We start from the raw sequence: 26,558 nt of genomic DNA on the forward strand, positions 1-26,558 counted from the left end.
GCAATCACAGGAGAGAATGAAAACGAGAAGATGGTTCCGGCGGACGCCCGCCGGAACCTACGTCATTACCCTTTCGGGTTGTTACGCGTGCTGGAACGACGGTTGCCGCCGTTACCGCTATTGCCGGTGGTCGCATGGCGCTTCACGGCGCGACGAATCTGGTTGGCCTTCATACGGCGACGGTCTTTTTCCACCGCCACTTTTGAGGACGTTTCTGCCGGCAGTTCAACCAGCTCACGCAGATAGTTGGTCTGCGCCAAATCCAGCTCGGTCCAGCCGCCGCGCGGCAGGCCTTTCGGCAGCGGAATGTCGCCGTAGCGGACGCGAATCAGTCGGCTAACCTGCACGCCAACGGCTTCCCACAGGCGGCGTACTTCACGGTTACGGCCTTCAGTCAGGGTCACGTTGTACCACTGGTTGATACCTTCACCACCGCTGAATTTAATGGTTTTGAACGCCGCCGGGCCATCTTCCAACTGCACGCCGCGGGAAAGCTGACGCACCTTATTGTCATCGACCTCACCGAACACACGTACCGCGTACTCACGTTCAACTTCACGGCTTGGGTGCATCAGGCGATTAGCCAGCTCACCGTCGGTAGTAAACAGCAGCAGACCACAGGTGTTGACGTCCAGACGCCCCACGGCAATCCAGCGTGCGCCACGCAGTTTAGGCAGGCGATCGAACACGGTCGGACGCCCTTCCGGATCGTTACGCGTACACAGTTCACCTTCCGGCTTGTAATAAGCCAGAACGCGACAAATTTGTTCTACGGATTCTTTAACGGAGATCAGATGCCCGTCGATACGAATTTTGAGACCAGGGATGACTTCAACGCGATCGCCCAGCTTGGCGATTTTGCCGTCGACGCTCACGCGGCCCGCTTCAATAATCGTTTCAATTTCACGACGGGAGCCGTGGCCAGCGCGTGCCAGCACTTTTTGCAGTTTTTCGCTTTTATCGCTCATTGAGCTTCCTTCAGGTGTCGCCTTCACAGGCGTCTTAGAGACTTCATTAGCCGCGCGGGAAGTATACACCGGGCCGCATAAACAGGCCGGCAGCGGCGCTTTACAACAGCGCAGGCTACCCGCCCAGAATGGTGACCGCACATACTACACGAATTTTAGAAGAAATGGGCAGCTTGTTCCTGCCCTTTTCTACCGCGCGCGACATGATAGCGTCTGAATGAAGCAAAAGCGTCGCCGCCCGCTACAGGGTTTGCATCATCTCGAACCACTCTTCGCCACCGTGGGTCGAATCGGAGCGCTTAAGGAATTGATAGCCAAAACGCTTATACATCTCCAGGTACTGGGCTTTACACATCAGATAAATGGCCGTTTTTCCCTGCTGACGCAAGTGGGCGATAAAGGCCTGCATCATTTGCGTCGACAGCCCCTGGCCCTGATAATCCGGATGCAGCACAACGGACATAATGACCGCATTGGGTGCCGCCGGATCGTGGCCGACCAGCTCTTTAAAAGCCTCATCCGACATCACCACCTCCCAGGCGCAGCCGGCATTAATAAAGCCGATCACTTCTCCGCGCTGCTCCATACACAAAAAGCCCTGTGGATAGCGGGCGATACGTATGGCGATTTTTTCCCGGGTTGCCGCCTCGTCGGCCGGATAGGCCGCCGATTCGATTTCATAACAGCGGTCAATATCCGCCGCGGTCGCCTGACGAAAAGTCACGTGTGACACAATGCCTCCTGATTAACGCACTCCGATAAGAAGTCGCTATTTTAGCGCTAACATGATATGAACACGCTGCATTCTTTTCACTACTAAACTGAATATCATGCATCATAATCTTCGCCTGCTCGATCTTAATCTGCTGCTGGTGTTCGACGCGCTTTACCGGCTTGGCAGCGTGACGGAAGCCGCCAGCGAGCTCGCCATCAGCCCATCGGCTTTTAGCCATGCGCTCGCGCGTTTGCGTGTTGCGTTAGAGGATCCGCTCTTCGTCCGCCAGGACAGCCAGATGCAGCCCACGCCAAGAGCCGACGCGCTTTTTCCCGCGATCTCCCGTGCGTTGGAAACGCTCAATGGGGAATTGGGGAAAGTCGACAGCTTCGATCCCGCCACCAGCACTCAGACCTTTACCTTTGCGGCTACCGATTATACCGCCGCCGTTTTCTTTCCCGAACTGATTGCCCGCCTGCAGGCCGCTGCACCGGGAATTCGTGTCCGTATCATCTATTCACGGGAATATGATGCGCTGGAAGACTTACTCGCAGGGCGCGTTAATTTCGCGGTGGGATTTGAAGAGGAAAAAGTTCAACCGCGCCACGGCCTGGCGTCGCTGGCGCTGTTTACCGATGATTATGTTGTTGCGGTGCGTAAAGGGCATCCGCTGGCGGGAGAGACGCTGACCCCAGAAACGTATCTCCAGCTCGGTCACGTGGTCGTTAGCCCATGGAACGAGCACCACCGTCCGATTGACAGCTACCTGCTATCACGCCACGTCAGCCGCAATACGGTGGTAGAGCTGCCAAGCGTTATGTCGGCGCCGTTCATCGTCAGTCGAACCGATCTGGCGATTACCCTACCGCGCCGTGGTGTGCATCAACTGTTTGATACCCGCCAGCTGGCGCTACACGCACCGCCATTCTCTATTCCACCGTATACGCTAAAAGTCTATTACCGCCCATCCAACGGACAGGCAAAAGCACAGCAGTGGATGCTGGCGCAGATTGCGGCCTTGAAATAGCAATAACCCGGCGGGCGCCGGGTTATAAGAAGCATTACAGGAACGGTTTAACGTCCCCCACGCCTTCACGCACCACCACCGGTGCATCTTCGGTAAGGTCGATAACCGTAGTCGGCTGCTGTCCGAGATAGCCACCGTGAATGATCAGATCGACCACTTTCTCGAGGCGATCTTTAATCTCTTCCGGATCAGACTCGGTAAACTCACTGCCTGGCAGCATCAGCGAGGTAGAGAGCATCGGCTCGCCTAAGGTTTCGAGCAGCGCCTGCGCGATCGGGTTGGACGGCACGCGCATCCCGATGGTTTTACGCTTCTCCTGCAACAGCCGACGCGGTACCTCTTTCGTCCCTTTCAGGATAAAAGTGTAGTTACCCGGCGTGTTGTTTTTCATCAGGCGAAACGCCACGTTGTCGACGTAGGAATAGGTCGACAGCTCGGACAGATCGCGACACATCAGCGTAAAGTTGTGGCCGTCCGGCAGTTGACGAATGCGGCAGATACGCTCCATCGCGCCTTTATCTTCAATTTTGCAGCCCAGCGCGTAGCCGGAGTCGGTTGGGTAGACGATAACGCCGCCCTTACGCACAATTTCGACCGCCTGGTTAATCAGACGCGCCTGCGGGTTATCCGGATGGATATAAAAAAACTGACTCATGCTTCCCTCTCAGTTGTATTCTGCGGCTGTTCCCAGCGCTGCCAGACGCCCTCGACGCCCGCCGGGAGCCACAGTTTGCGGCCCAGCTCAATCCACGGGCAGGGTTGATGGAAATCCGACCCCTGTGACGCCAGTAATCCGTATTCACGGGCATAGGTGGCAAGCTGAGCGCGCTCGTGAGGCGCCTGCTGGCACTGGGCCACTTCCATCGCGTCACCGCCGTGTTCACTGAAGTGTGCCAGCAGTCTTTTCAGCCACTTGGCGGACAAATTGTACCGCCCCGGATGGGCCAGTACGGCGACCCCACCCGAATGATGAATGACATCAATAGCTTCCCTTATTGTACACCACTGTGGCGGAACGTAACCGGTTTTCCCTCGCGCGAGATATTTTTTGAAGACATCGCCGATATTGCTGGCCTTGCCCTGCTCGACCAGAAAACGGGCAAAGTGGCCGCGGGTAACCGCTCCGCCGTCGGCCAGCGCCAGCGCCGCTTCCCACGCGCCGGGGATATGCGCCTTTTCCAGGCGCTCGGCAATCATCATGCCACGCTGCTGGCGGCGTTCGATCTGGGCGCGTAAAAACGCCGTCAACGCCGGGTCAGCAATATCAATATTCAGCCCGACGATATGAATTTCGTGATTTTCCCACAGCGTCGAAATTTCAACGCCGGTAATTAACGTTAACGGCAGCCCGGCGCGGGCAATTTCTGCCCGCGCGCGCGGAATGGCGTCAACGGTATCATGATCGGTGATGGCGAGCGTCCCCACGCGCATCTCCCCGGCGCGGTGCACCAGTTCTTCCGGCGTCAGGCGGCCATCAGAGGCGAGAGTATGGCTGTGCAGATCGTAAATCACTGCGTAATTGGTGTCGCTCAAAACGGCTTCCTTTGTGCTACTCAGAGTTATTCGCGACCTATCATAGCGGGAATACGGGAAATTCTAAAATCAGGGGTTGACTTTGCCTTCATGAACTAGTTAACTAGTACGCAAGTTCACTTAGTAAAGGTATCTGCAAATGGCTCGCAAAATGATTGCTCTGCACGGCGGTTGGTGGCGTACTTCCCTATAGGGCGAAGTCATCACGTCTGCGTTACGCATACAGATACCAGCCCGCCAATGAGCGGGCTTTTTATTAAGCAAAGATTATACAGAACAGGCGAGAACAACGATGCAAACACCAAAACCCATGCTCGAGCTTCTGACCAGTGACGCGATTTACCGTGAAAACCCAACCGCACTGTTTCACCAACTCTGCGCGAAGCGCCCGGCCACGCTGCTGCTTGAATCAGCCGACATTGACAGTAAAAACGATTTAAAAAGCCTGCTGCTGGTGGATAGCGCACTGCGCATCACCGCGCTGGGCGATACCGTCACCCTTCAGGCGCTCTCCGCCAACGGCGCGTCTCTGCTGCCGCTGCTGGACGCGGTACTGCCCGCGGGCGTTGAGAATACGCATCAGCCTGACGGCCGCGTCCTGCGCTTCCCGGCGGTCAGTGCGCTGCTGGATGAAGATGCCCGCCTGTGCTCGCCGTCGGTCTTCGACGCCTTCCGTCTGTTACAAACGCTGGTCAACGTGCCGCAGAACGAACGCGAAGCCATGTTCTTTGGCGGCCTGTTCGCCTACGACCTGGTTGCCGGGTTTGAAGATTTACCGCATCTTGACAGCGACACCGCCTGCCCGGACTACTGTTTCTACCTGGCAGAAACGCTGCTGGTGATCGACCATCAGACCAAAAGCACCCGCATTCAGGCCAGCCTGTTTACGCCATCAGCAGCGGAAAAAGATCGCCTGCTTGAGCGTATTGCCCAGGTTCGCCAGCAGCTCAATGAGCCGCCGTCGGCGCTACCGGTAGAAGAAATCAGCACCATGCGCTGTGAAACTAACCAAAGCGATGAAGAGTACGGCGACGTCGTGCGCAAGATGCAAAAAGCGATTCGCGCCGGGGAAATTTTCCAGGTGGTGCCGTCTCGCCGCTTCTCACTGCCCTGCCCCTCACCGCTGGCGGCCTACGACGTGCTGAAGAAGAGCAACCCGAGCCCGTACATGTTCTTTATGCAGGACAACGACTTCACCCTGTTCGGCGCATCGCCGGAAAGTTCGCTGAAGTACGATGCTACCAGCCGCCAGATTGAAATTTATCCGATTGCCGGTACCCGTCCGCGCGGCCGTCGCGCCGACGGTTCGCTGGATCGCGACCTCGACAGCCGTATTGAGCTGGAGATGCGCACCGACCACAAAGAGCTGTCGGAGCACTTAATGCTGGTTGACCTCGCGCGTAACGATCTGGCGCGCATCTGCACCCCGGGCAGCCGCTACGTCGCGGACCTGACCAAAGTTGATCGCTACTCGTTCGTCATGCATCTCGTCTCCCGCGTGGTCGGCGAGCTGCGTAAAGATCTCGACGTGCTGCACGCGTATCGCGCCTGCATGAACATGGGCACCCTTAGCGGGGCACCGAAAGTGCGCGCGATGCAGCTGATTGCCGCCGCCGAAGGCAAGCGCCGCGGCAGCTACGGCGGTGCGGTGGGCTACTTCACCGCACACGGCGACCTGGACACTTGTATTGTTATTCGCTCTGCGTTTGTTGAAAACGGTATCGCCACCGTTCAGGCTGGCGCAGGCGTGGTTCTGGATTCCATCCCGCAGTCTGAAGCCGATGAAACCCGTAATAAAGCGCGCGCGGTGCTGCGTGCCATTGCCACCGCGCATCATGCACAGGAGATTTTCTGATGGCTGACATTCTGCTGCTCGATAACATCGACTCATTTACCTATAACCTGGCAGATCAGCTGCGCGCGAACGGGCATAACGTGGTCATTTACCGTAATCACGTTCCAGCTCAGACCTTAATCGACCGTCTCGGCACTATGGATAACCCGGTGCTGATGCTCTCCCCGGGGCCGGGGGCGCCGTCCGAAGCCGGCTGCATGCCGGAGCTGCTGACCCGTATGCGCGGCAAGCTGCCGATTATCGGCATCTGCCTCGGCCATCAGGCCATCGTGGAAGCCTACGGCGGCTACGTCGGCCAGGCCGGCGAAATTCTGCATGGCAAAGCGTCCAGCATTGAGCACGACGGCCAGGCCATGTTTGAAGGCTTAAGCAATCCGCTACCGGTAGCGCGCTACCACTCGCTGGTCGGCAGCAACATTCCGGCCGGCTTGACCATCAATGCCCACTTTAATGGCATGGTGATGGCGGTTCGTCACGATGCCGATCGCGTCTGCGGCTTTCAGTTCCATCCGGAGTCCATCCTGACTACCCAGGGTGCGCGTCTGCTGGAACAAACGCTGGCATGGGCGTTGCAGAAGCTGGAGCAGAGCAACACCATCCAGCCGATTCTGGAAAAACTGTATCAGGCACAAACGCTGAGCCAGCAGGAAAGCCACGTACTGTTTTCCGCCGTGGTGCGCGGCGAAGTGAAACCGGAGCAACTGGCCGCCGCGCTGGTCAGTATGAAAATTCGCGGCGAGAGCCCGAACGAAATCGCCGGCGCCGCCACCGCGCTGCTGGAGAACGCCGCGCCGTTCCCACGCCCGGACTATCCGTTTGCCGATATTGTCGGCACCGGCGGTGATGGCAGCAACAGCATTAACATCTCTACCGCCAGCGCTTTTGTGGCCGCGGCCTGTGGTCTGAAGGTCGCCAAGCACGGTAACCGCAGCGTCTCCAGTAAATCAGGCTCGTCAGACCTGCTGGCGGCATTTGGTATCAATCTCGACATGAACGCCGACAAGTCTCGCGCGGCGTTGGACGAACTGGGCGTCTGTTTCCTGTTCGCACCGAAGTATCACACCGGTTTCCGCTACGCCATGCCGGTTCGCCAGCAGTTGAAAACCCGCACCTTGTTTAACGTGCTGGGGCCACTGATTAACCCGGCGCACCCGCCGCTGGCGCTGATCGGCGTTTACAGCCCGGAGCTGGTGCTGCCGATTGCCGAGACTCTGCGTGTGCTGGGTTATGAGCGTGCGGCGGTGGTACACAGCGGCGGCATGGATGAAGTGTCGCTGCATGCACCGACCGTGGTTGCCGAGCTGAACCATGGCGAAATCAAAAGCTATCAGCTGACTGCCGACGACTTCGGCCTCAAGCCCTACCACCAGGCCGAGCTGGCGGGCGGTACGCCGGAAGAAAACCGTGACATTCTGACGCGCTTGCTACAAGGTAAAGGCGAGACCGCGCATGAGTCCGCCGTCGCGGTAAACGTCGCCATGTTGATGCGCCTGTACGGTCATGAAGACCTGAAGGCGAACGTTAAGAAAGTGCTGGACGTGCTACACAGCGGTGCAGCCTACGACCGCGTAACCGCATTAGCGGCAAGAGGATAAGAAATGCAGACCGTATTAGCAAAAATCGTTGCCGATAAAGCGATTTGGGTAGAAGCCCGCAAACAACAACAACCGTTAGCCTCGTTCCAGAACGACGTGCAGCCAAGCCAGCGTCATTTTTATGATGCGCTCAGCGGCACCCGCACCGCGTTTATTCTGGAGTGCAAAAAAGCCTCTCCGTCAAAAGGGGTCATTCGCGATGATTTCGATCCGGCACGTATTGCCAACGTTTACAAGCATTACGCCTCCGCCATTTCGGTGCTGACCGATGAAAAGTACTTCCAGGGCAGCTTTGATTTTCTGCCGATCGTCAGCGGTATCGCACCGCAACCGATTCTGTGCAAAGACTTTATTATCGACGCCTATCAGATTTATCTGGCGCGTTTCTACCAGGCGGATGCCTGTCTGCTGATGCTCTCCGTGCTGGACGACGAACAGTATCGTCAGCTGTCCGCGGTGGCGCATAGCCTGAACATGGGCGTGCTGACCGAGGTGAGCAATGAAGAAGAGCTTGAGCGTGCCATTGCGCTGAAGGCAAAAGTCGTCGGCATCAACAACCGCGACCTGCGCGATCTCTCCATCGACCTCAACCGTACCCGCCAGTTGGCACCGCGTTTGGGTCACGAGGTCACCGTCATCAGCGAATCCGGTATCAACACGAATGCCCAGGTTCGTGAGCTGGCCCATTACGCCAACGGTTTCCTGATCGGTTCAGCGATGATGGCGCACGATGACCTCAACGCGGCGGTCCGCCGCGTACTGCTGGGGGAGAATAAAGTCTGCGGGCTGACCCGCGCGCAGGATGCCCAGGCGGCCTATGAAGCGGGCGCTATTTATGGCGGACTGATTTTTGTCCCCACTTCACCGCGCGCGGTAAGCGTTGAGCAGGCTCGCGAGGTTATCGCCGCCGCGCCGCTGAGCTACGTCGGCGTATTCCGCAATGCCCCGGTTGCGGAGGTCGTTGGTCGCGCGACTGCGCTTTCCCTGCGTGCGGTACAGCTGCACGGTGATGAAGAACAGGCCTACATCGATGACCTGCGCGCCGCGCTACCGGCCGATGTACAAATCTGGAAAGCGCTGAGCGTCACCAATGCACTGCCGCCGCGCAGCCTGAAGCACGTCGACAGATATCTGTTCGACAACGGCCAGGGCGGCACCGGCCAGCGGTTTGATTGGTCACTGTTACAAGGTCAGGATCTGAGCAATGTGATGCTGGCCGGTGGGTTAAGCGCAGACAACTGCGTAGATGCAGCCAAAAGCGGCTGCGTCGGGCTGGATTTCAATTCAGGTGTCGAGTCAAAACCGGGTATTAAAGATGCCAGCAAACTGGCCTCGGTGTTTCAGACGCTGCGCGCATATTAAGGAGCAAGAATGAGTACTTTACTGAACCCCTACTTCGGCGAATTTGGCGGCATGTACGTTCCGCAGATTCTGATGCCCGCCCTGCGCCAGCTGGAAGAAGCGTTTGTCAGCGCGCAGAAGGATCCCGAATTTCAGGCCGAATTTACCGACCTGCTGAAAAACTACGCCGGTCGTCCGACTGCGCTGACCAAGTGCCGCAACCTGACGGCAGGCACCAAAACCACGCTGTACCTCAAGCGTGAAGATCTGCTGCACGGCGGCGCGCACAAAACCAACCAGGTTCTGGGTCAGGCGCTGCTGGCAAAACGCATGGGTAAAACCGAAATTATCGCCGAAACCGGTGCTGGTCAGCACGGCGTAGCCTCCGCGCTCGCCTGTGCCCTGCTCGGTCTGAAGTGCCGCATCTATATGGGCGCGAAAGATATCGAACGTCAGTCGCCGAACGTTTTCCGTATGCGCCTGATGGGGGCAGAGGTTATTGCGGTACACAGCGGCTCCGCGACGCTGAAAGATGCCTGTAACGAAGCGCTGCGCGACTGGTCTGGCAGCTATGAAACCGCGCACTATATGCTCGGCACCGCAGCAGGCCCGCACCCGTTCCCAACCATCGTGCGTGAATTCCAGCGCATGATTGGTGAAGAGACCAAAGTGCAAATCCGTGAAAAAGAAGGTCGTCTGCCGGATGCGGTTATTGCCTGCGTCGGCGGCGGTTCTAACGCCATCGGTATGTTCGCCGACTTCATCGACGAAACCAGCGTTGGTCTGATTGGCGTTGAGCCAGCCGGTCACGGTATTGAAACCGGCGAACACGGCGCGCCACTGAAACACGGCCGTGTCGGCATCTACTTTGGTATGAAATCGCCGATGATGCAGACTGATGAAGGCCAGATTGAAGAGTCTTACTCAATCTCTGCGGGTCTGGACTTCCCGTCCGTTGGGCCGCAGCACGCCTTCCTGAACAGCATTGGCCGTGCAGAATACGTCTCGATTACCGATAACGAAGCGCTGGATGCGTTCAAGGAACTCAGCCGCCATGAAGGGATTATCCCGGCGCTGGAGTCCTCCCACGCCCTGGCCCACGCGCTGAAAATGATGCGTGAAAACCCAGAAAAAGAGCAGCTGCTAGTCGTAAACCTGTCCGGGCGCGGCGACAAAGACATCTTTACCGTACACGATATTCTGAAAGCGCGAGGGGAAATCTGATGGAACGCTATGACAACCTGTTTGCTCAACTGAAGGCCCGCAAGGAAGGCGCGTTTGTTCCCTTCGTCACCTTAGGCGATCCGAATCCGGAACAATCACTGAAAATCATTGATGCGCTGATTGAAGGCGGCGCCGATGCGCTTGAGCTGGGTATTCCGTTCTCCGATCCGCTGGCCGATGGCCCAACCATCCAGAACGCGACCCTGCGTGCGTTTGCTTCTGGCGTCACGCCGACTCAGTGCTTTGAGATGCTGGCGGCTATTCGCCAGAAGCACCCGACGATTCCGATTGGCCTGCTGATGTACGCCAACCTGGTGTTCAACCACGGCATTGACGAGTTCTACGCCGAATGCGCGCGCGTAGGCGTCGACTCCGTACTGGTCGCCGATGTGCCGGTAGAAGAGTCCGCGCCGTTCCGTCAGGCCGCCATGCGTCATAACGTGGCACCGATTTTCATCTGCCCGCCGAACGCTGACGACGAGCTGCTGCGTCAGATCGCCGAACACGGTCGTGGTTACACTTATCTGCTCTCCCGTGCGGGCGTGACGGGTACCGAAACCCGCGCCGCCCTGCCGCTGCACCACCTGGTGGCGAAACTGGCAGAGTACAACGCCGCGCCGCCGCTGCAGGGCTTTGGTATCTCTGCGCCGGATCAGGTATCCGCATCGATTGAAGCCGGTGCCGCCGGGGCTATCTCGGGCTCCGCCATTGTCAAAATCATTGAGCGTAACGTCGACAATCCGCAGGCAATGCTGGATGAGCTTTCACGCTTTGTGGCCCGTATGAAAGCGGCCACCAAATTGGCGTAACGCCTCAAGCCGCCTGACGCTCGTCGGGCGGCTTATTGCTGTTGCAGGCTGTCGGCGTATTTGCGCGTCAGCGTAAACAGCGTCTGTACCTCTTCCGGCGACCAGTTCTCCAGTACCCGATTCATCAGCGTCTGCCGCGCGACCGCTATCTGCGCAAAAATCGCCTGCCCCTGCTCGCTCAGCGTCACTTCGCTAATCCGCCTGTCGCGTTCGTTCGGCTGCTTATGTGCCAGCCCCTGAGCTTCAAGCTTCTTCACCTGGCGGCTGACGGTGGTGTAATCCCGCCCGAGGTTATCCGCCAGCTCCACCACGCCTATCGGCCCACAGCGACCAATCGCCACCAGCAGCGGAAACAGCAGCTGTTCAAGCTGAACGCCCGCCGCCTGTAACAGCTGCTCGTCGCGGGCCGGCTGATTCATGACGCCGATAATATCCAGCAGCGCACCGTGGAAGTCCGTGATGTCATAATTATTATGTGCATATTGCATATATTTTCCAACCAAGTATAGTGCCGTTATCTGATATGTGCATTTTACACATAATTATCTTCTGGAGACACCTTTATGCAAGCAGCCGTCGTTTTTGACCTTGACCAGGGCCCGGTATGGGCCGATTTTGATGAACCGCCGGTGGGCGATGAACAGACGCGGATTCGCGTCCGTGCCGCCGCCATCAGCCACGTCGTGAAAAGCCGCGCCTCGGGTAAACATTACAGCTTTGACGGCAGGTTGCCGTTTGTCGTCGGCATCGACGGCACCGGCACGCTCCCTTCCGGTGAACGAGTCTATTTTGCCTTTCCAACCGCGCCGTGGGGCAGCATGGCGCAGTACGCCCCTGTTGACCGTCAGAACTGCTTTGCGTTGCCGGACGACCTGGACGATATCACCGCCGCGGCGATGGCCAATCCAGGCATGTCCGCCTGGGCGGCGCTGGTGAAGCGCGCGAATTTCCGGGCCGGTGAAACCGTACTGGTCAACGGCGCAACCGGCAGCGCCGGACAGCTAGCGGTGCAAATTGCCCGCCATCTCGGGGCCAGCAAAGTGATCGCTACCGGGCGTAACCCCAGCGCACTGGCGGCACTGGACGCTGATGTCAGCATCCTGCTCACCGGAGATGACACCACCCTCAGCGCCGAATTCGCCGTTCAGGCCAACCAGGGGATTGATGTTGTCGTCGATTATCTCTGGGGGCACAGCGCGGAACTGATGCTGCCGGCGCTGGCGAAATACAGCCGCGGCCACACCCCCATTCGTTACGTACAGGTCGGGTCACTCGCGGGAAGCGACATTGCGCTTAACGGCGCGATACTGCGATCCGCCCCGCTGCAGCTAATGGGAAGCGGGATTGGCAGCCTGCCAATGTCGCAGCTGTTGCAGGCGACCGGCGAGATGCTGAATGCGGCGGTTGCGGGCGGATTTACCATCGCCACCACGCCCGTGCCGCTGCAAAACGTTGCCACAGCCTGGTCACTGGACAATAGTCTGAAACGGACGGTCTTCACCCTCGGATAAAAAAATCGCTTTCACACAAAAGATAGGGTTGATATCTTAAATGAGAAATATTATCTTTCTCATTACCGAGTAGTTGAGCAAATCACTCAGGTATTCGGTACGACATTGCTCACATTGCTTCCAGTATTTTTGCCCGCATCCGATGCGGGCTTTTTTTTCGCCCGAAACGCTACGCCTGGCGTAACTGACCTTCCCACTCACAATGACCTCCGCAGTAAAGCCTGGCATCGTAGGATGAAAAAATCACCGTCTCGCTGGGCATGGCGCTGACGCCGGGTCCGAATATGATCTACCTGATTCCGCGTTCTATCGCCCAAGGGCGCGCGGCCAGGCTGGCGGTGAAAATCACTACCGAGGCCTGCCGCTAGAAAAACATCCCGACCGCATAAATTGCCGCCGGGAACGCCTTAGAAGCGATAACCCGCCGAGAACATAAACACCCACGGATCCAGTCGGGTACTGACGCTCTGGTTCACGCCATTGTGTTTAAACTTCACGTTGGTGTCGATATCCATGTACCAGACGGACATGTTGATCAGCCAGTCGCGGTTGATCAGATAATCCAGCCCCACCTGCCCGGCCGCGCCCCAGGAATCGTCAAGACTGAGATCCGACAGCCCCGCCTCTTTACCGGTTTTATTGAAATCATTATCAAAGAAGGTGGTGTAGTTAATACCCGCGCCAATATAAGGACGGAATTTGCTCTGCGCGTCGCCAAAGTACCACTGCGCCATCAGCGTCGGCGGTAAATGATGGACAGTGGCGATATCGCCGGTAGGGCCCGTGCCAACCTTATGACGGAACGGCGTGGCGGCCAGCAGTTCAATACCAATATTGTCAGTCGCCATATAGGTAAAGGTTAAGCCTAACTGAGTGTTATTACTGACGTTAAAGCTTCCCAGACTGCCGAGGACGCTATCCGATCCTTCCGTAGGACGTACCGTTGCCGAACCCGCACGAATAAAAAACTCGCCGGCTTCATGCGCCCAGGCGCCGCCGGAAACAGTACTTAACGCCAATGCAACCGCTGCTAACTTTTTCATATCCACTTCCTCATTATGGTTTTTCAAGCGCGGCAAATATACCCACAATGAGTTACTTTTGATCCGTCACGGATCACACAAAGTCATTAGATTTAACATTTGTTAATCCAGATCAATTTTGTGGCTTTATGTCACAACCGTTATTAATAGCCATATCAATTTTATTGATTTGTCGGAAAATTTTTTTTGTCTCCTCTTGTCGGCTTCTCAGCGGCTGGATAATTTAGGACACGACAATATTGTTGATGCGTTTTGATCAGGTGTAATCATGAGTGAAATCAACCCGTGCATGACGTGCGGTGCCTGTTGTGCGTATTTTCGAGTCTCTTTTTACTGGGCAGAAGGTGATGATGCAGGTGGCCCCGTCCCCGCGCAGCTTACTGAGCCTGTTACCCCCTTTTTGCGCTGTATGACCGGCACTAACCAGCGTCAGTCGCGCTGCTCGGCCCTTTCGGGCACGATAGGCGATTCCGTCAGTTGTACTATCTATGCTCACCGTCCCTCTCCGTGCCGCGAGTTCGCGATGTCCGGTGAGAACGGCGAACTCAACGAAGCGTGCAATCGAGCCCGCGCGCGATACGGCCTGCCGCCGCTGGAACCTCTTTACAAAGATATACTTAGCGGAGCTGGCGCAGAGGCTGCTACGCAGGCGCGATTTGCGGTACAATTGCCGGCTAATTAACACCTGCAATACTCAAGGAGAGTGCATGTCTATCACGGCGCAGTCTGTATACCGTGACACGGGTAATTTTTTCCGCAATCAGTTCGTCACCATTTTACTGATTGCCTTGCTCTGTTCATTTATCACGGTGGTGCTTGGCCATGCCTTTTCCCCCAGCGATGAACAGCTGGCGACGCTGACAACCGGCGATCATCTCGCCGGCAGTACGGGGCTGTTTGATTTGGTTCAGAACATGACGCCGGAGCAACAGCAGATCCTGCTGCGCTCCTCTGCGGCATCGACCTTTGCCGGGCTGATTGGTAATGCCATCCTTGCGGGCGGTATTCTGCTGATGATTCAGCTCATCTCTGCCGGGCAGCCGGTGAGCGCGCTTCGCGCCATTGGCGCCAGCGCGCCGGTGCTGCCGAAGCTGCTGGTGCTGATTTTTATCAGTACCTTCCTCGTCCAGATGGGCGTCATGCTGATCGTGGTGCCGGGCATTTTGCTGGCTATCGTGCTGGCGTTCGCGCCGGTCATGCTGGTCCAGGACAAGCTGGGTGTCTTTGCCGCCATTCGGCACAGTACCCGACTCGGCTGGGCTAATATGCGCCTGATTGCGCCCGCCGTCGTGGGCTGGATGCTGGCAAAAACGCTGCTGCTGCTGTTTGCATCAAGCTTTGCCTTCCTGACGCCGTACCTTGGCGCCGTAGTGGTTAATGCGCTCAGTAACCTGGTTTCCGCCCTGTTGCTGATCTATTTATTCCGCGTGTATATGCTTATTCGTCAATAATCTGATGCCGCCCGCTGGCGGGCGGCGCTGAACTACGGAATCGAAGTATGAAGCAGTTTCTGGATTTCTTACCGCTGGTTGTCTTTTTCGCTTTTTATAAAATTTATGATATCTATGCGGCAACCGGCGCGCTGATTGTCGCCACCGCCGTGGTCCTGATTTACAGCTGGGTGCGCTATCGCAAAGTCGAAAAAATGGCCCTGATCACCTTTATCGTGGTGGCGTTCTTCGGCGGTTTGACCATTTTCTTCCACAACGACGAGTTCATTAAGTGGAAGGTGACGGTGATTTACGCCCTGTTCGCCGGCGCGCTGCTGGTGAGCCAGTGGGTAATGAAAAAGCCGCTGATTCAGCGCATGCTCGGCAAAGAGATTACCCTGCCGGCTGCGGTCTGGTCGAAGCTGAACCTCGCCTGGGCGGTGTTTTTCATCCTCTGCGGGCTGGCAAATATTTATATCGCCTTCTGGTTACCGCAAAACATTTGGGTAAACTTTAAGGTGTTTGGCCTGACGGCGTTGACGCTGGTATTCACCGTACTGAGCGGCGTGTACATCTATCGTCATATGCCACAAGACGACCACAAGTAAGCACAGAGAATAAGAATGACACTACAGAATGACGCTCCGCAGGGAGAGCTGGTATTACGTACGCTAGCCATGCCTGCGGATACCAATGCCAACGGCGATATTTTTGGCGGTTGGCTAATGTCACAAATGGATATTGGCGGCGCCATTATGGCGAAGGAAGTGGCCCACGGCCGCGTGGTGACGGTACGGGTCGACGGCATGACGTTTTTGCGCCCGGTCGCGGTCGGCGACGTAGTGTGCTGCTACGCACGCTGCGTCAAGCGCGGCAATACGTCGGTCACCATCAATATTGAAGTCTGGGTCAAGAAGGTTTCATCAGAACCGATTGGCCAGCGCTATAAAGCCACCGAGGCGCTGTTTATCTACGTTGCGGTCGACCCTCAGGGCAAACCGCGCGCCATTCCCGCTGCATAAAACAATAGGCCCGGCAATGAATCGCCGGGCCTATTGTTTGTCGACCGGATACGGTCAGATGACCGAATAGCGGCGTAAACGCCCTATCCGGCCTGCATTAGAGAAAACCCAGCACCTTCAGAACGAAATAACCGATCGCGATGACGATAATCGGCAAAATATACAGCGGGAAGAACTGCACAAAAATCGTATGGCGAGGTACCTCTACCCGCGCCTCCAGCGCTTCACGGCTCAGCCCTTCCGCCCCTTTCGCTTTCTCCAGGATGAGCTGATCGTTCACCCCTTCGCGCAGAAACTTCGCCTGACGCGCCATCCGCGCCCCGGAATCCTGCAGCGCCAGCGCCACAAAGATCAGCGCAAAGATAATCCAGAACATAATATTCAGCCCGTTTTGAAAGTCCGGCTGCGGCGAGTTGTACCAGAACAGATTCAAAAACGGCGTATTGAAACGCATCATGTCGACCATCACGTGTACGAAATCCATCATGACGGCATCGATCCCCGGCTGCTTTGCACTGTGCTCGTACATGAATTTCAGCACGGAAATCAGCGTAGAGATAAGCGCAGGAATAAATATCACCCACCCGGCGATACGCTTGAGGATGGCAATGCGTCCAGCTTGTTGATACGTCATGAGTTCCCCTTGTTAAGACGCCTGAATCTCGGGCTAAGTGCTTATGAAGTCTACCTGCTGAAGGCGACTTTCGCCCGACTTTACGCGCGATATGATATACCATTAAGCCGCATTCGTTACCCTAAAGGAGAGGTAGTTATGTCCGCCGAGCGTCAAATACGCGCCGCTATTTTCGATATGGATGGCTTACTGATCGATTCTGAGCCGCTGTGGGATCGCGCCGAACACGAAGTACTGAGCGAACTGGGTGTCGATTTCTCCCGCCGACACGAGCTTCCTGACACCCGCGGTTTGCGCATCGACCTGGTGGTGGATCTGTGGTTCGGTCAACAACCCTGGAGCGGCCCGGACCGCGCGACGGTCGTTGAACGCATGATTGCCCGAGTGATTGCGCTGGTTGAGCAAACGCGTCCACTGCTGCCGGGGGTACGCGAAGCCGTCGCCCTGTGTAAAGCGCAGGGGCTAAAAGTGGGCCTGGCCTCGGCCTCTCCGCTGTATATGCTGGAAAAAGTGCTGACCATGTTCGACCTGCGTGACCAGTTCGATGCGCTCGCTTCCGCCGACAGCCTGCCCTACAGCAAACCGCACCCGCTGGTGTATCTCAACTGTGCGGCGGCGCTAGGCGTTGACCCGCTGTGCTGCGTGGCGCTGGAAGATTCCGTGAACGGCATGGTTGCCAGCAAGGCCGCCCGCATGCGCTCGATTGTCGTGCCTGCCGCAGAAAGCCAGCTCGACCCGCGTTTTGCGCTTGCCGACGTTAAACTGACGTCGCTGGAATATCTGACCCGCGAAAATCTGTGCGGCTAATGATAATGCGGGCACCAATTGTGCCCGCAAATGCCAACCCAATCATAAAAATGAAACGCTGTTTTATTTTTATTTGAAATTTCTGCTATGCCCTTCTATGCTCTAGCCCTGTAAGTCTTCTCATAACGATAAAAACCAAATACAGGGGTCGAAATCATGCTTCATACTTTCAATCTGCAAGGTAAAGTCGCGCTGGTGACCGGGTGTGATAAAGGTCTTGGTCAAGGGATGGCGCTGGGGCTGGCGGAAGCCGGCTGCGATATCGTGAGCGTCAGCCGCAGTATCCCGCAGGAAACCGCAGAAAAAGTGGCCGCGCTGGGCCGCCGGATATTTGCTATTCAGGCCGATCTCAGCCGACCTGAGGGGATCGCCGATATCGTGCCGGCCGCCGTTGCTGCCGCTGGCCGCATCGATATTCTGGTGAATAACGCCGGGACTATCCGTCGCGAAGATGCGCTGAGCTTCAGCGAAAAAGACTGGGACGACGTCATGAACCTGAATCTGAAATCCGTATTCTTCCTTTCCCAGTCGGTAGCAAAGCAGTTCTTGAGCCAGGGCAGCGGCGGCAAGATTATCAATATTGCGTCAATGCTCTCTTTCCAGGGCGGCATCCGTGTGCCATCCTACACCGCCTCCAAAAGCGGCGTATTAGGTATCACCCGCCTGCTGGCTAACGAATGGGCGCAGCATGGCATCAACGTTAACGCCATCGCCCCGGGCTACATGGCGACCAGCAACACCGAGGCGCTGCGTGATGACGTCGAGCGCAATAAAGCCATCCTCGAACGCATTCCCGCCGGTTGCTGGGGAACGCCGGACGATCTCAAAGGCCCGGTGGTGTTTCTTGCCTCGCCGGCATCAGACTACATCAATGGCTATACGATAGCCGTAGACGGTGGCTGGCTGGCACGTTAATTTTTTGACAAAGAGTTACACCGTAACCTCTTCCGCCTACTGTACAAAAACCCTATACTGTATGAATTCACAGATTAATGGGTTTTATCATGACGGCGGAAGGTCATCTGCTCTTTTCTATCGCCTGCGCGGTATTTGCTAAAAATGCCGAACTGACGCCGGTACTCGCACAAGGAGACTGGTGGCACATCGTGCCTTCGGCGATATTAACTTGTCTGCTTCCGGACATCGACCATCCGCGCTCCTTCCTCGGGCAACGGCTCAGTTGGCTATCTAAACCCATCGCCCGAATGTGCGGCCATCGCGGCTTTACCCACAGCCTGCTCGCCGTGTTCGGCGCGCTAACCCTTTTCTACCTGAAAGTCCCGGATAGCTGGATTGTCCCCGCCGATGCCGTACAGGGCATGGTGCTGGGCTACCTGAGCCACATTCTTGCCGATATGCTCACGCCCGCCGGCGTACCGCTACTCTGGCCGTGCCGCTGGCGCTTTCGTTTGCCGATTCTCGCACCGCGCAAGGGCAACCAATTAGAGCGCGTACTGTGCATGGCGCTGTTTGCCTACGCCGTTTTTATGCCGCAATCGCTGCCAGACAACAGCGTGGTGCGCTGGTCTTCGTCGATGATTAATTTGCTGCAAAACGACTTCGATCGCTTTATTAATCGCCGGGCTGAGCAATAATCCAGCGATAATGTCTTTTTTGGCATAATCCATTCCATTTGGATATAAGCGGACTTTTTTCAGTTCTGTTAACCTTCTCACATCCAGACAAATCTTTACGGGTTTGTCCTAAAAAGACACCCGCTGCGGCATCTTTACTGCCCGCAGACGGCGTGGAAAATACTTCAGGAGAACGGGGATGAACCTTCCATTAATCGCGAACGTCGTTGTGTTCGCCGTATTGCTGCTGGCGCTGGCGCAAACGCGTCACAAGCAGTGGAGTCTGGCAAAAAAAGTGCTGGTCGGTCTGGTTATCGGCGTGGTCTTCGGGCTTGCACTGCAGCTTATTTACGGGTCTGATAGCCAGGTACTCAAAGACTCTATTCAGTGGTTTAACGTTGTCGGCAACGGTTACGTACAACTGCTGCAAATGATTGTCATGCCGCTGGTCTTCGCCTCGATTCTGAGCGCGGTGGCCCGTCTGCACAACGCCTCTCAGTTGGGTAAAATCAGCGTGCTCACCATTGGTACTCTGCTGTTCACCACGCTGATTGCCGCGCTGGTCGGCGTACTGGTCACCAACCTGTTCGGCCTGACCGCCGAAGGTCTGGTACAGGGCACCGCCGAGACGGCACGCCTGAACGCAATTCAGAGCAGCTACGCAGGTAAAGTGGCCGACCTCAGCGTTCCTCAGCTGCTGCTGTCGTTTGTGCCGAAAAATCCGTTTGCTGACCTGACGGGTGCTAACCCAACGTCAATCATCAGCGTGGTTATCTTTGCCGCTTTCCTCGGCGTTGCTGCGCTGAAGCTGCTGAAAGATGACGCGCCGAAAGGCCAGCGCGTGCTGACGGCTATCGACACCTTACAGGGCTGGGTCATGAAGCTGGTGCGTCTGGTCATGCAGCTGACGCCGTACGGCGTACTGGCGCTGATGACCAAAGTGGTTGCCGGTTCTAACCTGCAGGACATCATCAAGCTGGGCAGCTTTGTGGTTGCCTCATACCTGGGCCTGCTGATTATGTTCGTTGTGCACGGCATTCTGCTGGGCGTCAACGGCGTCAGCCCGCTGAAATACTTCCGTAAAGTATGGCCAGTGCTGACTTTCGCCTTCACCAGTCGCTCCAGCGCGGCCTCCATCCCGCTGAACGTTGAAGCGCAGACGCGTCGTCTGGGCGTACCGGAATCTATCGCCAGCTTCTCCGCCTCTTTTGGCGCGACCATCGGCCAGAACGGCTGTGCGGGCCTCTACCCGGCCATGCTGGCGGTAATGGTTGCCCCAACCGTCGGCATTAACCCGCTGGATCCGCTGTGGATTGCGACCCTGGTCGGTATGGTCACCGTTAGCTCCGCAGGCGTTGCGGGCGTTGGCGGCGGTGCAACCTTCGCCGCGCTGATCGTCCTACCCGCGATGGGTCTGCCGGTCACGCTGGTGGCGCTGCTGATCTCCGTTGAACCGCTGATCGACATGGGGCGTACCGCGCTGAACGTCAGTGGCTCAATGACCGCCGGTACGCTGACCAGCCAATGGCTGCGTCAGACCGATAAAGACGTATTGAACAGCGAAGAAGATGCCGAGTTAGCCCACCGCTAATCTGTCGGGCTACCGTTATCGCCGCCCCTCTCCGGGGCACAAAAAAACCGCGGGTTAATCACCCGCGGTTTTTTGATATCCGGTGTTATACCTGCTACGCCTCAATGTCCCCTTCCTGACGCATCTGCACCGCCCAACGCTGGGCCGATTCCGGAACGCTGAACGCCTGAGAACGTCGAAACGCGCTGCCCATCAGCACAAACGCCACGTATTTGCCGCGCAGCAGCCACACGTCGCGAAAGCCTTCAACCTTCACAGCATGCTCGGGCGGAGCGGGTTCGGAACGGGGGACATAGCTGATAATCTGCCGATTTTGTTGGCGAAGCGGTTTCATAAGCAGTTAAATTCACAATCAGTAAGACAAAGCGGTAAACCCTTATGATAGCAGGATTCACGCGCAATCGTCATACACAAAAAAGCCCGACAGGGTGGCTGTCGGGCAAAGGGTTGAGGGGGTAAAACAAGGATTACACGTCGCGGAATGTCCCGAGGCGGTAGCCTCTTTCCGCAATAGCATATTTCAACGACGCTGAGGTCAGTACATCCAGTTCAGCCAGACGCGGGTAGCAATACGCACTGCCCATAATGGTGTTGTCGACAAACGCCGGATGGCACATCACTTCCAGGGACTGCTCGCCGCGCGCGGCAGAGCTATCCAGTACCTCAAGGAACAGCGCATCTGAGATAGCATCGCCATAAAACTCGCTGCTGAACCCTTCACTGCTGCGCAGCCCTTCCGGGAGGGTAAACGGATACGGAATGGTGCGGTCAACCCGCAGCGCAATGCCTTTGGATTTCGCAAACTCGGCCACCAGCGGGAAGATTTGCGGGATCATATGCACGTGATGATGGCTGTCAAAATGCGTCGGCTCAGCGTCGAACAGGTCGACAAAGCGCTGGTACTGACACTCCAGCTCGCGGGCAATCTCATCCATCGGCAACGCGTCTTCTTCCGCCATCTGCCAAATCCATTTGCCCAGCTTACCCTCACGGGTCAGACCCGGCATCGGCGTCAACGGTTCGCCCAGCGTCAATACGAAGTGCATCCCCACCGCCAGCGCTGGCGTGCGGCGGCTCAGTTGAGCCGCGTGGTCGATAGCCGCGCCGTTAACCAGCGCGGTGGTCGAGGTAACCAGTCCATTCTTACAGGCTTCGATAATGCCGTAGTTCTGCCCTTTGCTCAGGCCAAAATCATCGGCATTAACGATTAACAAACGCTCCATCATACCTCCTGTCACTGTTTCAGTTTCTCCACGGTGGCGGCGAAGTTCGGCAACCATTTTTCATGGGCCAGAATCAGTTCGCGCGCCAGCACCTCTGCATCTTTATCAGAGTGGATAAGCGGGCTTAAGTTCAGCGCCAGCAGCACATCGTTGAATTCACCGCTGATAGCCGCCTGGCTAGCGGCAATTTCGAAGCCTTTGATGGTGTGAATCAGGCCCAGCACCTTCTCATCGAAATGGGTCACACGCGGGTGCGGTTTCGCACCGTCGCGGCCCAGAATAGAAGTGACCTCAATAGCCCAGTCCGCCGGAATATTGTCAATGTGTCCCTGGTGCGGAATGTTGACGTAGTGTTCGGTCTGCTTATCGTTGTAGATAGCGTTGATCACTTCACACGCCGCGTCGGAGTAATACGCTCCACCGCGCTGTTCCAGCTCCTTCGGTTTGACGTTCAGATCCGGATTCTTGTACAGCTCAAACAGCTGTTTCTCAACCTTCTGCACCACCTGCGCGCGCGCGCCGCCTTTGTAGTACTCGCCCATTTCGATAGCCAGCATCTCTTTCTGCTTGAAGTAGTACAGCAGATAAGAACACGGCAGCAGATTCAGGGAGCGCAGCAGCCCTTCGCTGAACGGCATGTCGAAAATGTTCTTCACCGTGTTGGCAGACAGCGTACCGGAGGCCACGCCGTCCAGCAGTTCGGCAAAACGGGACTCGCCGTTGACGATCACATCACGCACGAAGACCATGTGGTTCAGACCAAACAGGTCGATGGAAAGATCGTCTTTCTCAGTCAGTCGCAGCACGTCGGTGAAGAACATCTTCATGCCGATCGGAATGTTGCATACGCCAATAAAACGCTTGAAGTTGGTATGGCGATACACCGCCTCGGTCACCATCCCGGCCGGGTTGGTGAAGTTGATAACCCACGCGTTCGGGCAAACATCTTCAACATCTTTAATGATGTCGAAAATCACCGGAATAGTGCGCAGACCTTTAAACAGGCCGCCCGCACCGTTGGTTTCCTGGCCCAGGTAACCGTGGCTCAGCGGAATGCGTTCATCTTTTTCACGGGCTTTAAGCTGGCCCACGCGTAGCTGGGTGGTCACGAAGTCGGCATCTTTGAGGGCTTCACGGCGGTTCAGCGTCTTATAGACCTTCATCGGCACGCCGGCCTTTTCTACCATGCGCTCACAAAGTGCGTGAATGATGTCCAGCTTCTCCTGGCCATCTTCCACATCCACCAGCCACAGTTCGCTGACCGGCAGTTCATGATAGCGCTTGAGAAAACCTTCCAGTAATTCCGGCGTATAGCTGCTACCACCACCAATTGTGACGACTTTTAATTTCTGGCTCATACTTTTCTCCCTCGTGATCCACAAGTTAAACGTGGGTTACCCTCCACATTATGCGTGGATAGTTAAAGTCTTTAATTCAGAGCTGCGGCGAAATTCCGCAGCGCGTTATTTAATAACCGTCAGTTGCTTCCGATAATTGCTCGGCGTGAATGAGGTGAGCTTTTTGAATGTTTTAATAAACAAACTTGGGCTGCTATACCCTGACTCATAGGCAATATCGGTAATCGAGTAGTTGGTTATTTCAAGCTGTTTTCTGGCGAAGTTAATGCGGATATCATTAATGATCTGCATTGGCGTTTTGCCATAGTAGCGCTGGGTCGCTCGAGTTAAGTATTCCTGAGTTTTTCCGGATAACTCGACCATATTTTCCAGGGCACCTTCACCAAATTTTAATTTATCATGCATGGCTTCAACGGTGGATTTTAACCACGCTGGCGTAACATCCTGCGCCTGTTCTTCACGGTAATGCCGCAAGCGGTTAATCACATAGAAGGAAACCAGTTCAATAAATTCGTCAAATTCCGTTTCACGAAAATGCAGCGAAGAAATAACGGACTCAATGTAGCTAAGAAACGTGCTTTTAATCGAATAGACTTGCGAAGCAACCAAAGCAAACGGTACCAGCGCCTGATAATGGGTGTCGAAGAAGTCTTTGCTGATCCCGACGTTGAGGATCCGCGTCGCGCCAAACTCGTAAAAGCTCTGGTGGTGCGAACCCATCGGGATGAAAACAAAGTCTCCGCGCTCCAGCATGACCCGCTTGCCGTTTATCTCCTGATAATAGCGCCCGGTTAGTACGATGGTGAACTCGTAGTAGTCATGCTGGTGCAGCCCGCTGATGCTTTCCGTTTTGTTGTAGATGAAGACATGAAAATTCTTACCGTTAAAGAGCTGTTGTTCTCGGGCGGTGTTGATTTCCATGGTGATCATCTTTGGTTGCCTCATAGGGAAAAGCCTATTGTACCTTCTCGTGAAGTTCGATCAATTCAGCAACCAGCTCGCGCGCTAACATTGACGTCATAAGATGATCCTGCGCATGAACCAGCACCAGGCTAACCTTCATGCGGCCTTCACCTTCATCGCTTTCAATCAGCTGCGTCTGTACGCGGTGTGCTTCGCTCAGCGCGATGCGGGACTGTTCCATGGTCGCCTTCGCGGCCTCAAATTCACCCTGCTTTGCCTGCTTCAGCGCGGCGTATGCCAGGCTACGCGCCTGACCTGAGTTGATAATCAGACCCATCACCACTTCTTCGAGATCGTTTTCCTGCACGTCCTCAGCAACAACATTATCCAGATCGAACATACTTATTCCCTTTTGTGAGGGCGGTATGGAGGTTCGCTCCATACCGCATTGGCATTAGAATTTCAGAGCAGCGGCGATGTCTTCTTCGCTTTCTTCTTTGTCAATGGTGGCCTGCGCTTTATTCGAGATAATCACGAACGGCATGTAGACCAGCGTTGCGACACCCAGGTTGAACAGCGCCAGAATCAGTGCGGCTACGCTACCGTTGGTGTTAAAGAATGCACCCAGACCGGTTGGCATTGTCCATGGCGCCACGTTGGTGATTGGCGGGATGATGCCCAGGGTATACGCGGTCATGGTAATCGCGGCCAGCAGCGGCTGAATCAGGATGAACGGAATAAACATAACCGGGTTCATGATGATTGGCAGACCGAACAGAATCGGTTCGTTAATCTGGAAGATGCCTGACGGCAGCGCCAGCTTAGCAACCTGACGGTGATCTTCGCGGCGAGAGGCGATGAAGATAGCGATGATCAGACCCAGCGTTGCACCCGTACCGCCGAGGAAGATGTAGGAATCCAGCATCGGCTTCGCCCACATGTGGAACTGGTGACCGGCGGCAACCGCGGCTTCAACAGAACCGTACTGCTGGTACAGAGAGATGTTTTCCAGCGCCCATGGGGTCATGATGCCGCTGTCCAGCGCGGAAAGCGCCAGGGAACCGTGCACACCGAAGAACCACAGCAGCGAGGTAAAGATAACGTAAGCCCAGCCCACGACGTGACCCATAGAAGCCAGCGGCGTAGAGATGGTGTCCATGATGATCTGGTGGAAGTTGGTGCCCCAGTGGGTCAGCGCCCAGGAGATAATCCCCATGATGGACAGAATAATGAACCCCGGGATAACCGCTGAGAACGAACGGGACACCGAGCCCGGTACGCTATCCGGTAAACGGATGACCCAGTTACGGCGCACCACAAAGGTGAACAGTTCGGCAACAACCAGACCGATAATGATACCGGAAATAATGTTTGCCCCGCCTAACCAGTTAGCGCCTACGGCATAGGCTTCGCCTACGCTGTACGGTGTAACGGTCATAAACGCAGCAATTGCAATTAAGCCTGCGGCCATCGGGTCAACTTTGCGTTCTTCGGCTAACGCTGAACCGATAAAGAAAGGTGCCATCAGCGACATAATGCCTAAGGTACCGTTATAAACGTTACCGCCGATGGCTTTAAAGCCGTTTAATGTTTCAATGGTGGACGCATCCAGACGAATGCCCATTGAATAGAAGAATGACCCCTCACCAAAGCTCAGAAAAACGTTGTTAATTAATACAAACATGGCCCCCGCGAGGGTCAGCGGCATTAATTTAATAAAGCCGTTTTTAATGGCATTGACGTGTGGCTGCTTTCCTATTTTAACAGCAAAAGGAAGGAGTACCTTTTCAAGCGAATCGATCACTTTACTCATAGAAAAATACCCTTAAAGGGCCGCAATAAAATTGCGGCGATTAAATATGAAATAACTCTTTGACGGGAAAAATAAAAAAATTACTGCGCAGCTGCTTTTTTAATTGCAGCAACAGCTGCCTTAAGCACACCTAAACCATCGACCTTGCCATACAGCGTTGAATCAATAACCTCAACCGGCTTGTTCGGTAAAATCTTTTTAATATCGTTCAACATATAGGCGATTTGCGGGCCGAGTAAAATAACATCAGCCTGCGGACCTTTCTCACCGGCAAATGTTTCCGAGAAGGCTTCAATCACGACCGGTACTTCGTATTTCTCAGCCTGTGCACGCATTTTGGATACCAACAATGAAGTGGACATTCCGGCAGAGCAAAAAAGATAGATATGTTTCTTTTCCATTCACGCTTCCTCAACTTGTGAAATCTGTCATCATCGGGCGATGTTCCATGTGCCCATAACCCTCGTATGTAACAGATGAGTTATCTACTGTTTATGCCTTGAGTATACGGCAACAATTTGCCTACCGATAATTCCTAAGACCCAAAAATTGTCTCTCATTGACCTCTTGTTTTGACTACCT

Annotated in this window: 29 protein-coding genes, 1 pseudogene and 1 other annotated feature; of the genes and pseudogenes, 16 read left to right on the forward strand and 14 right to left on the reverse strand. The window is 55.6% G+C overall.

From position 1 onward, the window contains the following. Positions 1–65: 65 nt before the first annotated feature. Together rluB and V6942_RS00305 are read right to left on the reverse strand one after the other, a co-directional pair. On the reverse strand, positions 66–968 hold the full coding sequence (rluB, locus tag V6942_RS00300; protein ID WP_106929050.1) for a 23S rRNA pseudouridine(2605) synthase RluB: 903 nt from the start codon (positions 966–968) through the stop codon (positions 66–68). 241 nt (positions 969–1,209) lie between these two features. Then, complete coding sequence (locus tag V6942_RS00305; RefSeq protein WP_106926593.1) at positions 1,210–1,701, reverse strand: GNAT family N-acetyltransferase; 492 nt, start codon at positions 1,699–1,701, stop codon at positions 1,210–1,212. Between the two features lie 97 nt (positions 1,702–1,798). Between V6942_RS00305 and V6942_RS00310 the strand changes: the two genes are divergently transcribed. Continuing rightward, entirely contained in the window at positions 1,799–2,710 is a 912-nt protein-coding gene (locus V6942_RS00310) for a LysR family transcriptional regulator (protein WP_333500686.1), read from the forward strand. 34 nt (positions 2,711–2,744) lie between these two features. Here the strand turns inward: V6942_RS00310 and V6942_RS00315 are convergent, their stop codons facing one another. Both V6942_RS00315 and rnm read right to left on the reverse strand, forming a co-directional pair. Then, the gene (locus V6942_RS00315; RefSeq protein WP_106926591.1) at positions 2,745–3,365 is read right to left on the reverse strand and encodes an L-threonylcarbamoyladenylate synthase; all 621 of its coding nucleotides are present in this window, start codon (positions 3,363–3,365) and stop codon (positions 2,745–2,747) included. Next, positions 3,362–4,243, reverse strand: a complete 882-nt coding sequence (rnm, locus tag V6942_RS00320) for an RNase RNM (RefSeq protein WP_106926589.1) — start codon at positions 4,241–4,243, stop codon at positions 3,362–3,364. The genes V6942_RS00315 and rnm overlap by 4 nt, the downstream gene beginning before the upstream one ends. A 166-nt stretch (positions 4,244–4,409) precedes the next feature. After that, positions 4,410–4,501, forward strand: a sequence feature (Trp leader region). Positions 4,502–4,535: 34 nt separating this feature from the next. On the opposite strand from rnm, the gene V6942_RS00325 reads away from it, so the two are divergent. The 5 genes from V6942_RS00325 to trpA are packed head-to-tail and all read left to right on the forward strand — an operon-like array spanning position 4,536 to position 11,067. Then, positions 4,536–6,098: an anthranilate synthase component 1 gene (locus V6942_RS00325; RefSeq protein WP_333500687.1), complete on the forward strand. Its 1,563-nt coding sequence runs from the start codon at positions 4,536–4,538 to the stop codon at positions 6,096–6,098. Beyond that, complete coding sequence (gene trpD / locus V6942_RS00330; RefSeq protein WP_106926585.1) at positions 6,098–7,693, forward strand: bifunctional anthranilate synthase glutamate amidotransferase component TrpG/anthranilate phosphoribosyltransferase TrpD; 1,596 nt, start codon at positions 6,098–6,100, stop codon at positions 7,691–7,693. The genes V6942_RS00325 and trpD overlap by 1 nt, the downstream gene beginning before the upstream one ends. A gap of 3 nt (positions 7,694–7,696) precedes the next feature. Continuing rightward, on the forward strand, positions 7,697–9,055 hold the full coding sequence (trpCF, locus tag V6942_RS00335) for a bifunctional indole-3-glycerol-phosphate synthase TrpC/phosphoribosylanthranilate isomerase TrpF (RefSeq protein WP_106926583.1): 1,359 nt from the start codon (positions 7,697–7,699) through the stop codon (positions 9,053–9,055). A 9-nt stretch (positions 9,056–9,064) separates the two neighbouring features. Then, positions 9,065–10,258 (forward strand): tryptophan synthase subunit beta, encoded by a 1,194-nt coding sequence (gene trpB / locus V6942_RS00340; RefSeq protein ID WP_106926581.1) that lies wholly within the window; start codon positions 9,065–9,067, stop codon positions 10,256–10,258. Continuing rightward, positions 10,258–11,067, forward strand: coding sequence for a tryptophan synthase subunit alpha (trpA, locus tag V6942_RS00345; RefSeq protein ID WP_333500688.1), 810 nt, complete (start codon positions 10,258–10,260; stop codon positions 11,065–11,067). Before trpB ends, trpA begins: the two co-directional genes overlap by 1 nt. A gap of 32 nt (positions 11,068–11,099) precedes the next feature. Here trpA and V6942_RS00350 read toward each other — a convergent pair whose 3' ends face one another. Continuing rightward, positions 11,100–11,555, reverse strand: coding sequence for a MarR family winged helix-turn-helix transcriptional regulator (locus V6942_RS00350; protein ID WP_182929045.1), 456 nt, complete (start codon positions 11,553–11,555; stop codon positions 11,100–11,102). Positions 11,556–11,630: 75 nt separating this feature from the next. Between V6942_RS00350 and V6942_RS00355 the strand changes: the two genes are divergently transcribed. Together V6942_RS00355 and V6942_RS00360 are read left to right on the forward strand one after the other, a co-directional pair. After that, positions 11,631–12,578, forward strand: coding sequence for a zinc-binding alcohol dehydrogenase family protein (locus tag V6942_RS00355; protein WP_333500689.1), 948 nt, complete (start codon positions 11,631–11,633; stop codon positions 12,576–12,578). A 260-nt stretch (positions 12,579–12,838) separates the two neighbouring features. Then, positions 12,839–12,913 (forward strand): annotated as a pseudogene (locus V6942_RS00360) (LysE family translocator); the annotation flags it as partial. Positions 12,914–12,985: 72 nt separating this feature from the next. On the opposite strand, the gene ompW reads toward V6942_RS00360, so the two are convergent. After that, positions 12,986–13,621 (reverse strand): outer membrane protein OmpW, encoded by a 636-nt coding sequence (ompW, locus tag V6942_RS00365; RefSeq protein ID WP_106926573.1) that lies wholly within the window; start codon positions 13,619–13,621, stop codon positions 12,986–12,988. 268 nt (positions 13,622–13,889) lie between these two features. On the opposite strand from ompW, the gene V6942_RS00370 reads away from it, so the two are divergent. Genes V6942_RS00370 through yciA form a run of 4 tightly spaced genes read left to right on the forward strand, consistent with a single transcriptional unit; the run spans position 13,890 to position 16,073 of the window. Then, positions 13,890–14,303 (forward strand): YkgJ family cysteine cluster protein, encoded by a 414-nt coding sequence (locus V6942_RS00370; RefSeq protein ID WP_106926571.1) that lies wholly within the window; start codon positions 13,890–13,892, stop codon positions 14,301–14,303. A gap of 25 nt (positions 14,304–14,328) precedes the next feature. After that, positions 14,329–15,072 carry a YciC family protein gene (locus V6942_RS00375; protein ID WP_182929047.1) on the forward strand — a complete coding sequence of 248 codons (744 nt, stop codon included), beginning with the start codon at positions 14,329–14,331 and terminating at the stop codon, positions 15,070–15,072. Between the two features lie 47 nt (positions 15,073–15,119). Further along, a complete protein-coding gene (locus V6942_RS00380) occupies positions 15,120–15,659 on the forward strand; it encodes a septation protein A (protein ID WP_106926569.1) in 540 nt (179 codons plus the stop codon). 15 nt (positions 15,660–15,674) lie between these two features. Further along, a complete protein-coding gene (gene yciA, locus V6942_RS00385) occupies positions 15,675–16,073 on the forward strand; it encodes an acyl-CoA thioester hydrolase YciA (protein ID WP_106926567.1) in 399 nt (132 codons plus the stop codon). Positions 16,074–16,170: 97 nt separating this feature from the next. Here the strand turns inward: yciA and V6942_RS00390 are convergent, their stop codons facing one another. Continuing rightward, entirely contained in the window at positions 16,171–16,707 is a 537-nt protein-coding gene (locus V6942_RS00390) for a YniB family protein (protein WP_182929048.1), read from the reverse strand. A gap of 138 nt (positions 16,708–16,845) precedes the next feature. Between V6942_RS00390 and hxpB the strand changes: the two genes are divergently transcribed. The 4 genes from hxpB (at position 16,846) to V6942_RS00410 (ending at position 20,679) form a co-directional block, all read left to right on the forward strand. After that, positions 16,846–17,514 carry a hexitol phosphatase HxpB gene (hxpB, locus tag V6942_RS00395; protein ID WP_106926563.1) on the forward strand — a complete coding sequence of 223 codons (669 nt, stop codon included), beginning with the start codon at positions 16,846–16,848 and terminating at the stop codon, positions 17,512–17,514. A 156-nt stretch (positions 17,515–17,670) separates the two neighbouring features. Then, positions 17,671–18,429 carry a 2-dehydro-3-deoxy-D-gluconate 5-dehydrogenase KduD gene (kduD, locus tag V6942_RS00400; RefSeq protein ID WP_420107823.1) on the forward strand — a complete coding sequence of 253 codons (759 nt, stop codon included), beginning with the start codon at positions 17,671–17,673 and terminating at the stop codon, positions 18,427–18,429. An 89-nt stretch (positions 18,430–18,518) separates the two neighbouring features. After that, positions 18,519–19,109, forward strand: coding sequence for a metal-dependent hydrolase (locus tag V6942_RS00405; RefSeq protein ID WP_106926559.1), 591 nt, complete (start codon positions 18,519–18,521; stop codon positions 19,107–19,109). Between the two features lie 178 nt (positions 19,110–19,287). Further along, on the forward strand, positions 19,288–20,679 hold the full coding sequence (locus tag V6942_RS00410) for an L-cystine transporter (protein WP_106926557.1): 1,392 nt from the start codon (positions 19,288–19,290) through the stop codon (positions 20,677–20,679). Positions 20,680–20,773: 94 nt separating this feature from the next. On the opposite strand, the gene cedA is transcribed toward V6942_RS00410, so the two are convergent. The 7 genes from cedA to V6942_RS00445 form a co-directional block, all read right to left on the reverse strand. Further along, a complete protein-coding gene (gene cedA / locus V6942_RS00415; protein ID WP_106926555.1) occupies positions 20,774–21,013 on the reverse strand; it encodes a cell division activator CedA in 240 nt (79 codons plus the stop codon). A 133-nt stretch (positions 21,014–21,146) separates the two neighbouring features. Further along, the gene (gene chbG, locus V6942_RS00420; RefSeq protein WP_106926553.1) at positions 21,147–21,902 is read right to left on the reverse strand and encodes a chitin disaccharide deacetylase; all 756 of its coding nucleotides are present in this window, start codon (positions 21,900–21,902) and stop codon (positions 21,147–21,149) included. 11 nt (positions 21,903–21,913) lie between these two features. Then, positions 21,914–23,260 (reverse strand): 6-phospho-beta-glucosidase, encoded by a 1,347-nt coding sequence (locus V6942_RS00425; RefSeq protein ID WP_182965548.1) that lies wholly within the window; start codon positions 23,258–23,260, stop codon positions 21,914–21,916. Between the two features lie 105 nt (positions 23,261–23,365). Further along, entirely contained in the window at positions 23,366–24,190 is an 825-nt protein-coding gene (gene chbR, locus V6942_RS00430) for a transcriptional regulator ChbR (RefSeq protein WP_106926549.1), read from the reverse strand. Positions 24,191–24,215: 25 nt separating this feature from the next. Beyond that, the gene (gene chbA, locus V6942_RS00435) at positions 24,216–24,563 is read right to left on the reverse strand and encodes a PTS N,N'-diacetylchitobiose transporter subunit IIA (RefSeq protein ID WP_106926547.1); all 348 of its coding nucleotides are present in this window, start codon (positions 24,561–24,563) and stop codon (positions 24,216–24,218) included. A gap of 54 nt (positions 24,564–24,617) precedes the next feature. After that, a complete protein-coding gene (gene chbC, locus V6942_RS00440; protein WP_106926545.1) occupies positions 24,618–25,976 on the reverse strand; it encodes a PTS N,N'-diacetylchitobiose transporter subunit IIC in 1,359 nt (452 codons plus the stop codon). 80 nt (positions 25,977–26,056) lie between these two features. Next, a complete protein-coding gene (locus V6942_RS00445; RefSeq protein ID WP_182934707.1) occupies positions 26,057–26,377 on the reverse strand; it encodes a PTS sugar transporter subunit IIB in 321 nt (106 codons plus the stop codon). Between the last annotated feature and the right edge of the window lie 181 nt (positions 26,378–26,558).

The sequence above is a fragment of the Kluyvera genomosp. 2 genome, assembly GCF_036759865.1.
GTDB lineage: Bacteria > Pseudomonadota > Gammaproteobacteria > Enterobacterales > Enterobacteriaceae > Kluyvera > Kluyvera ascorbata_B.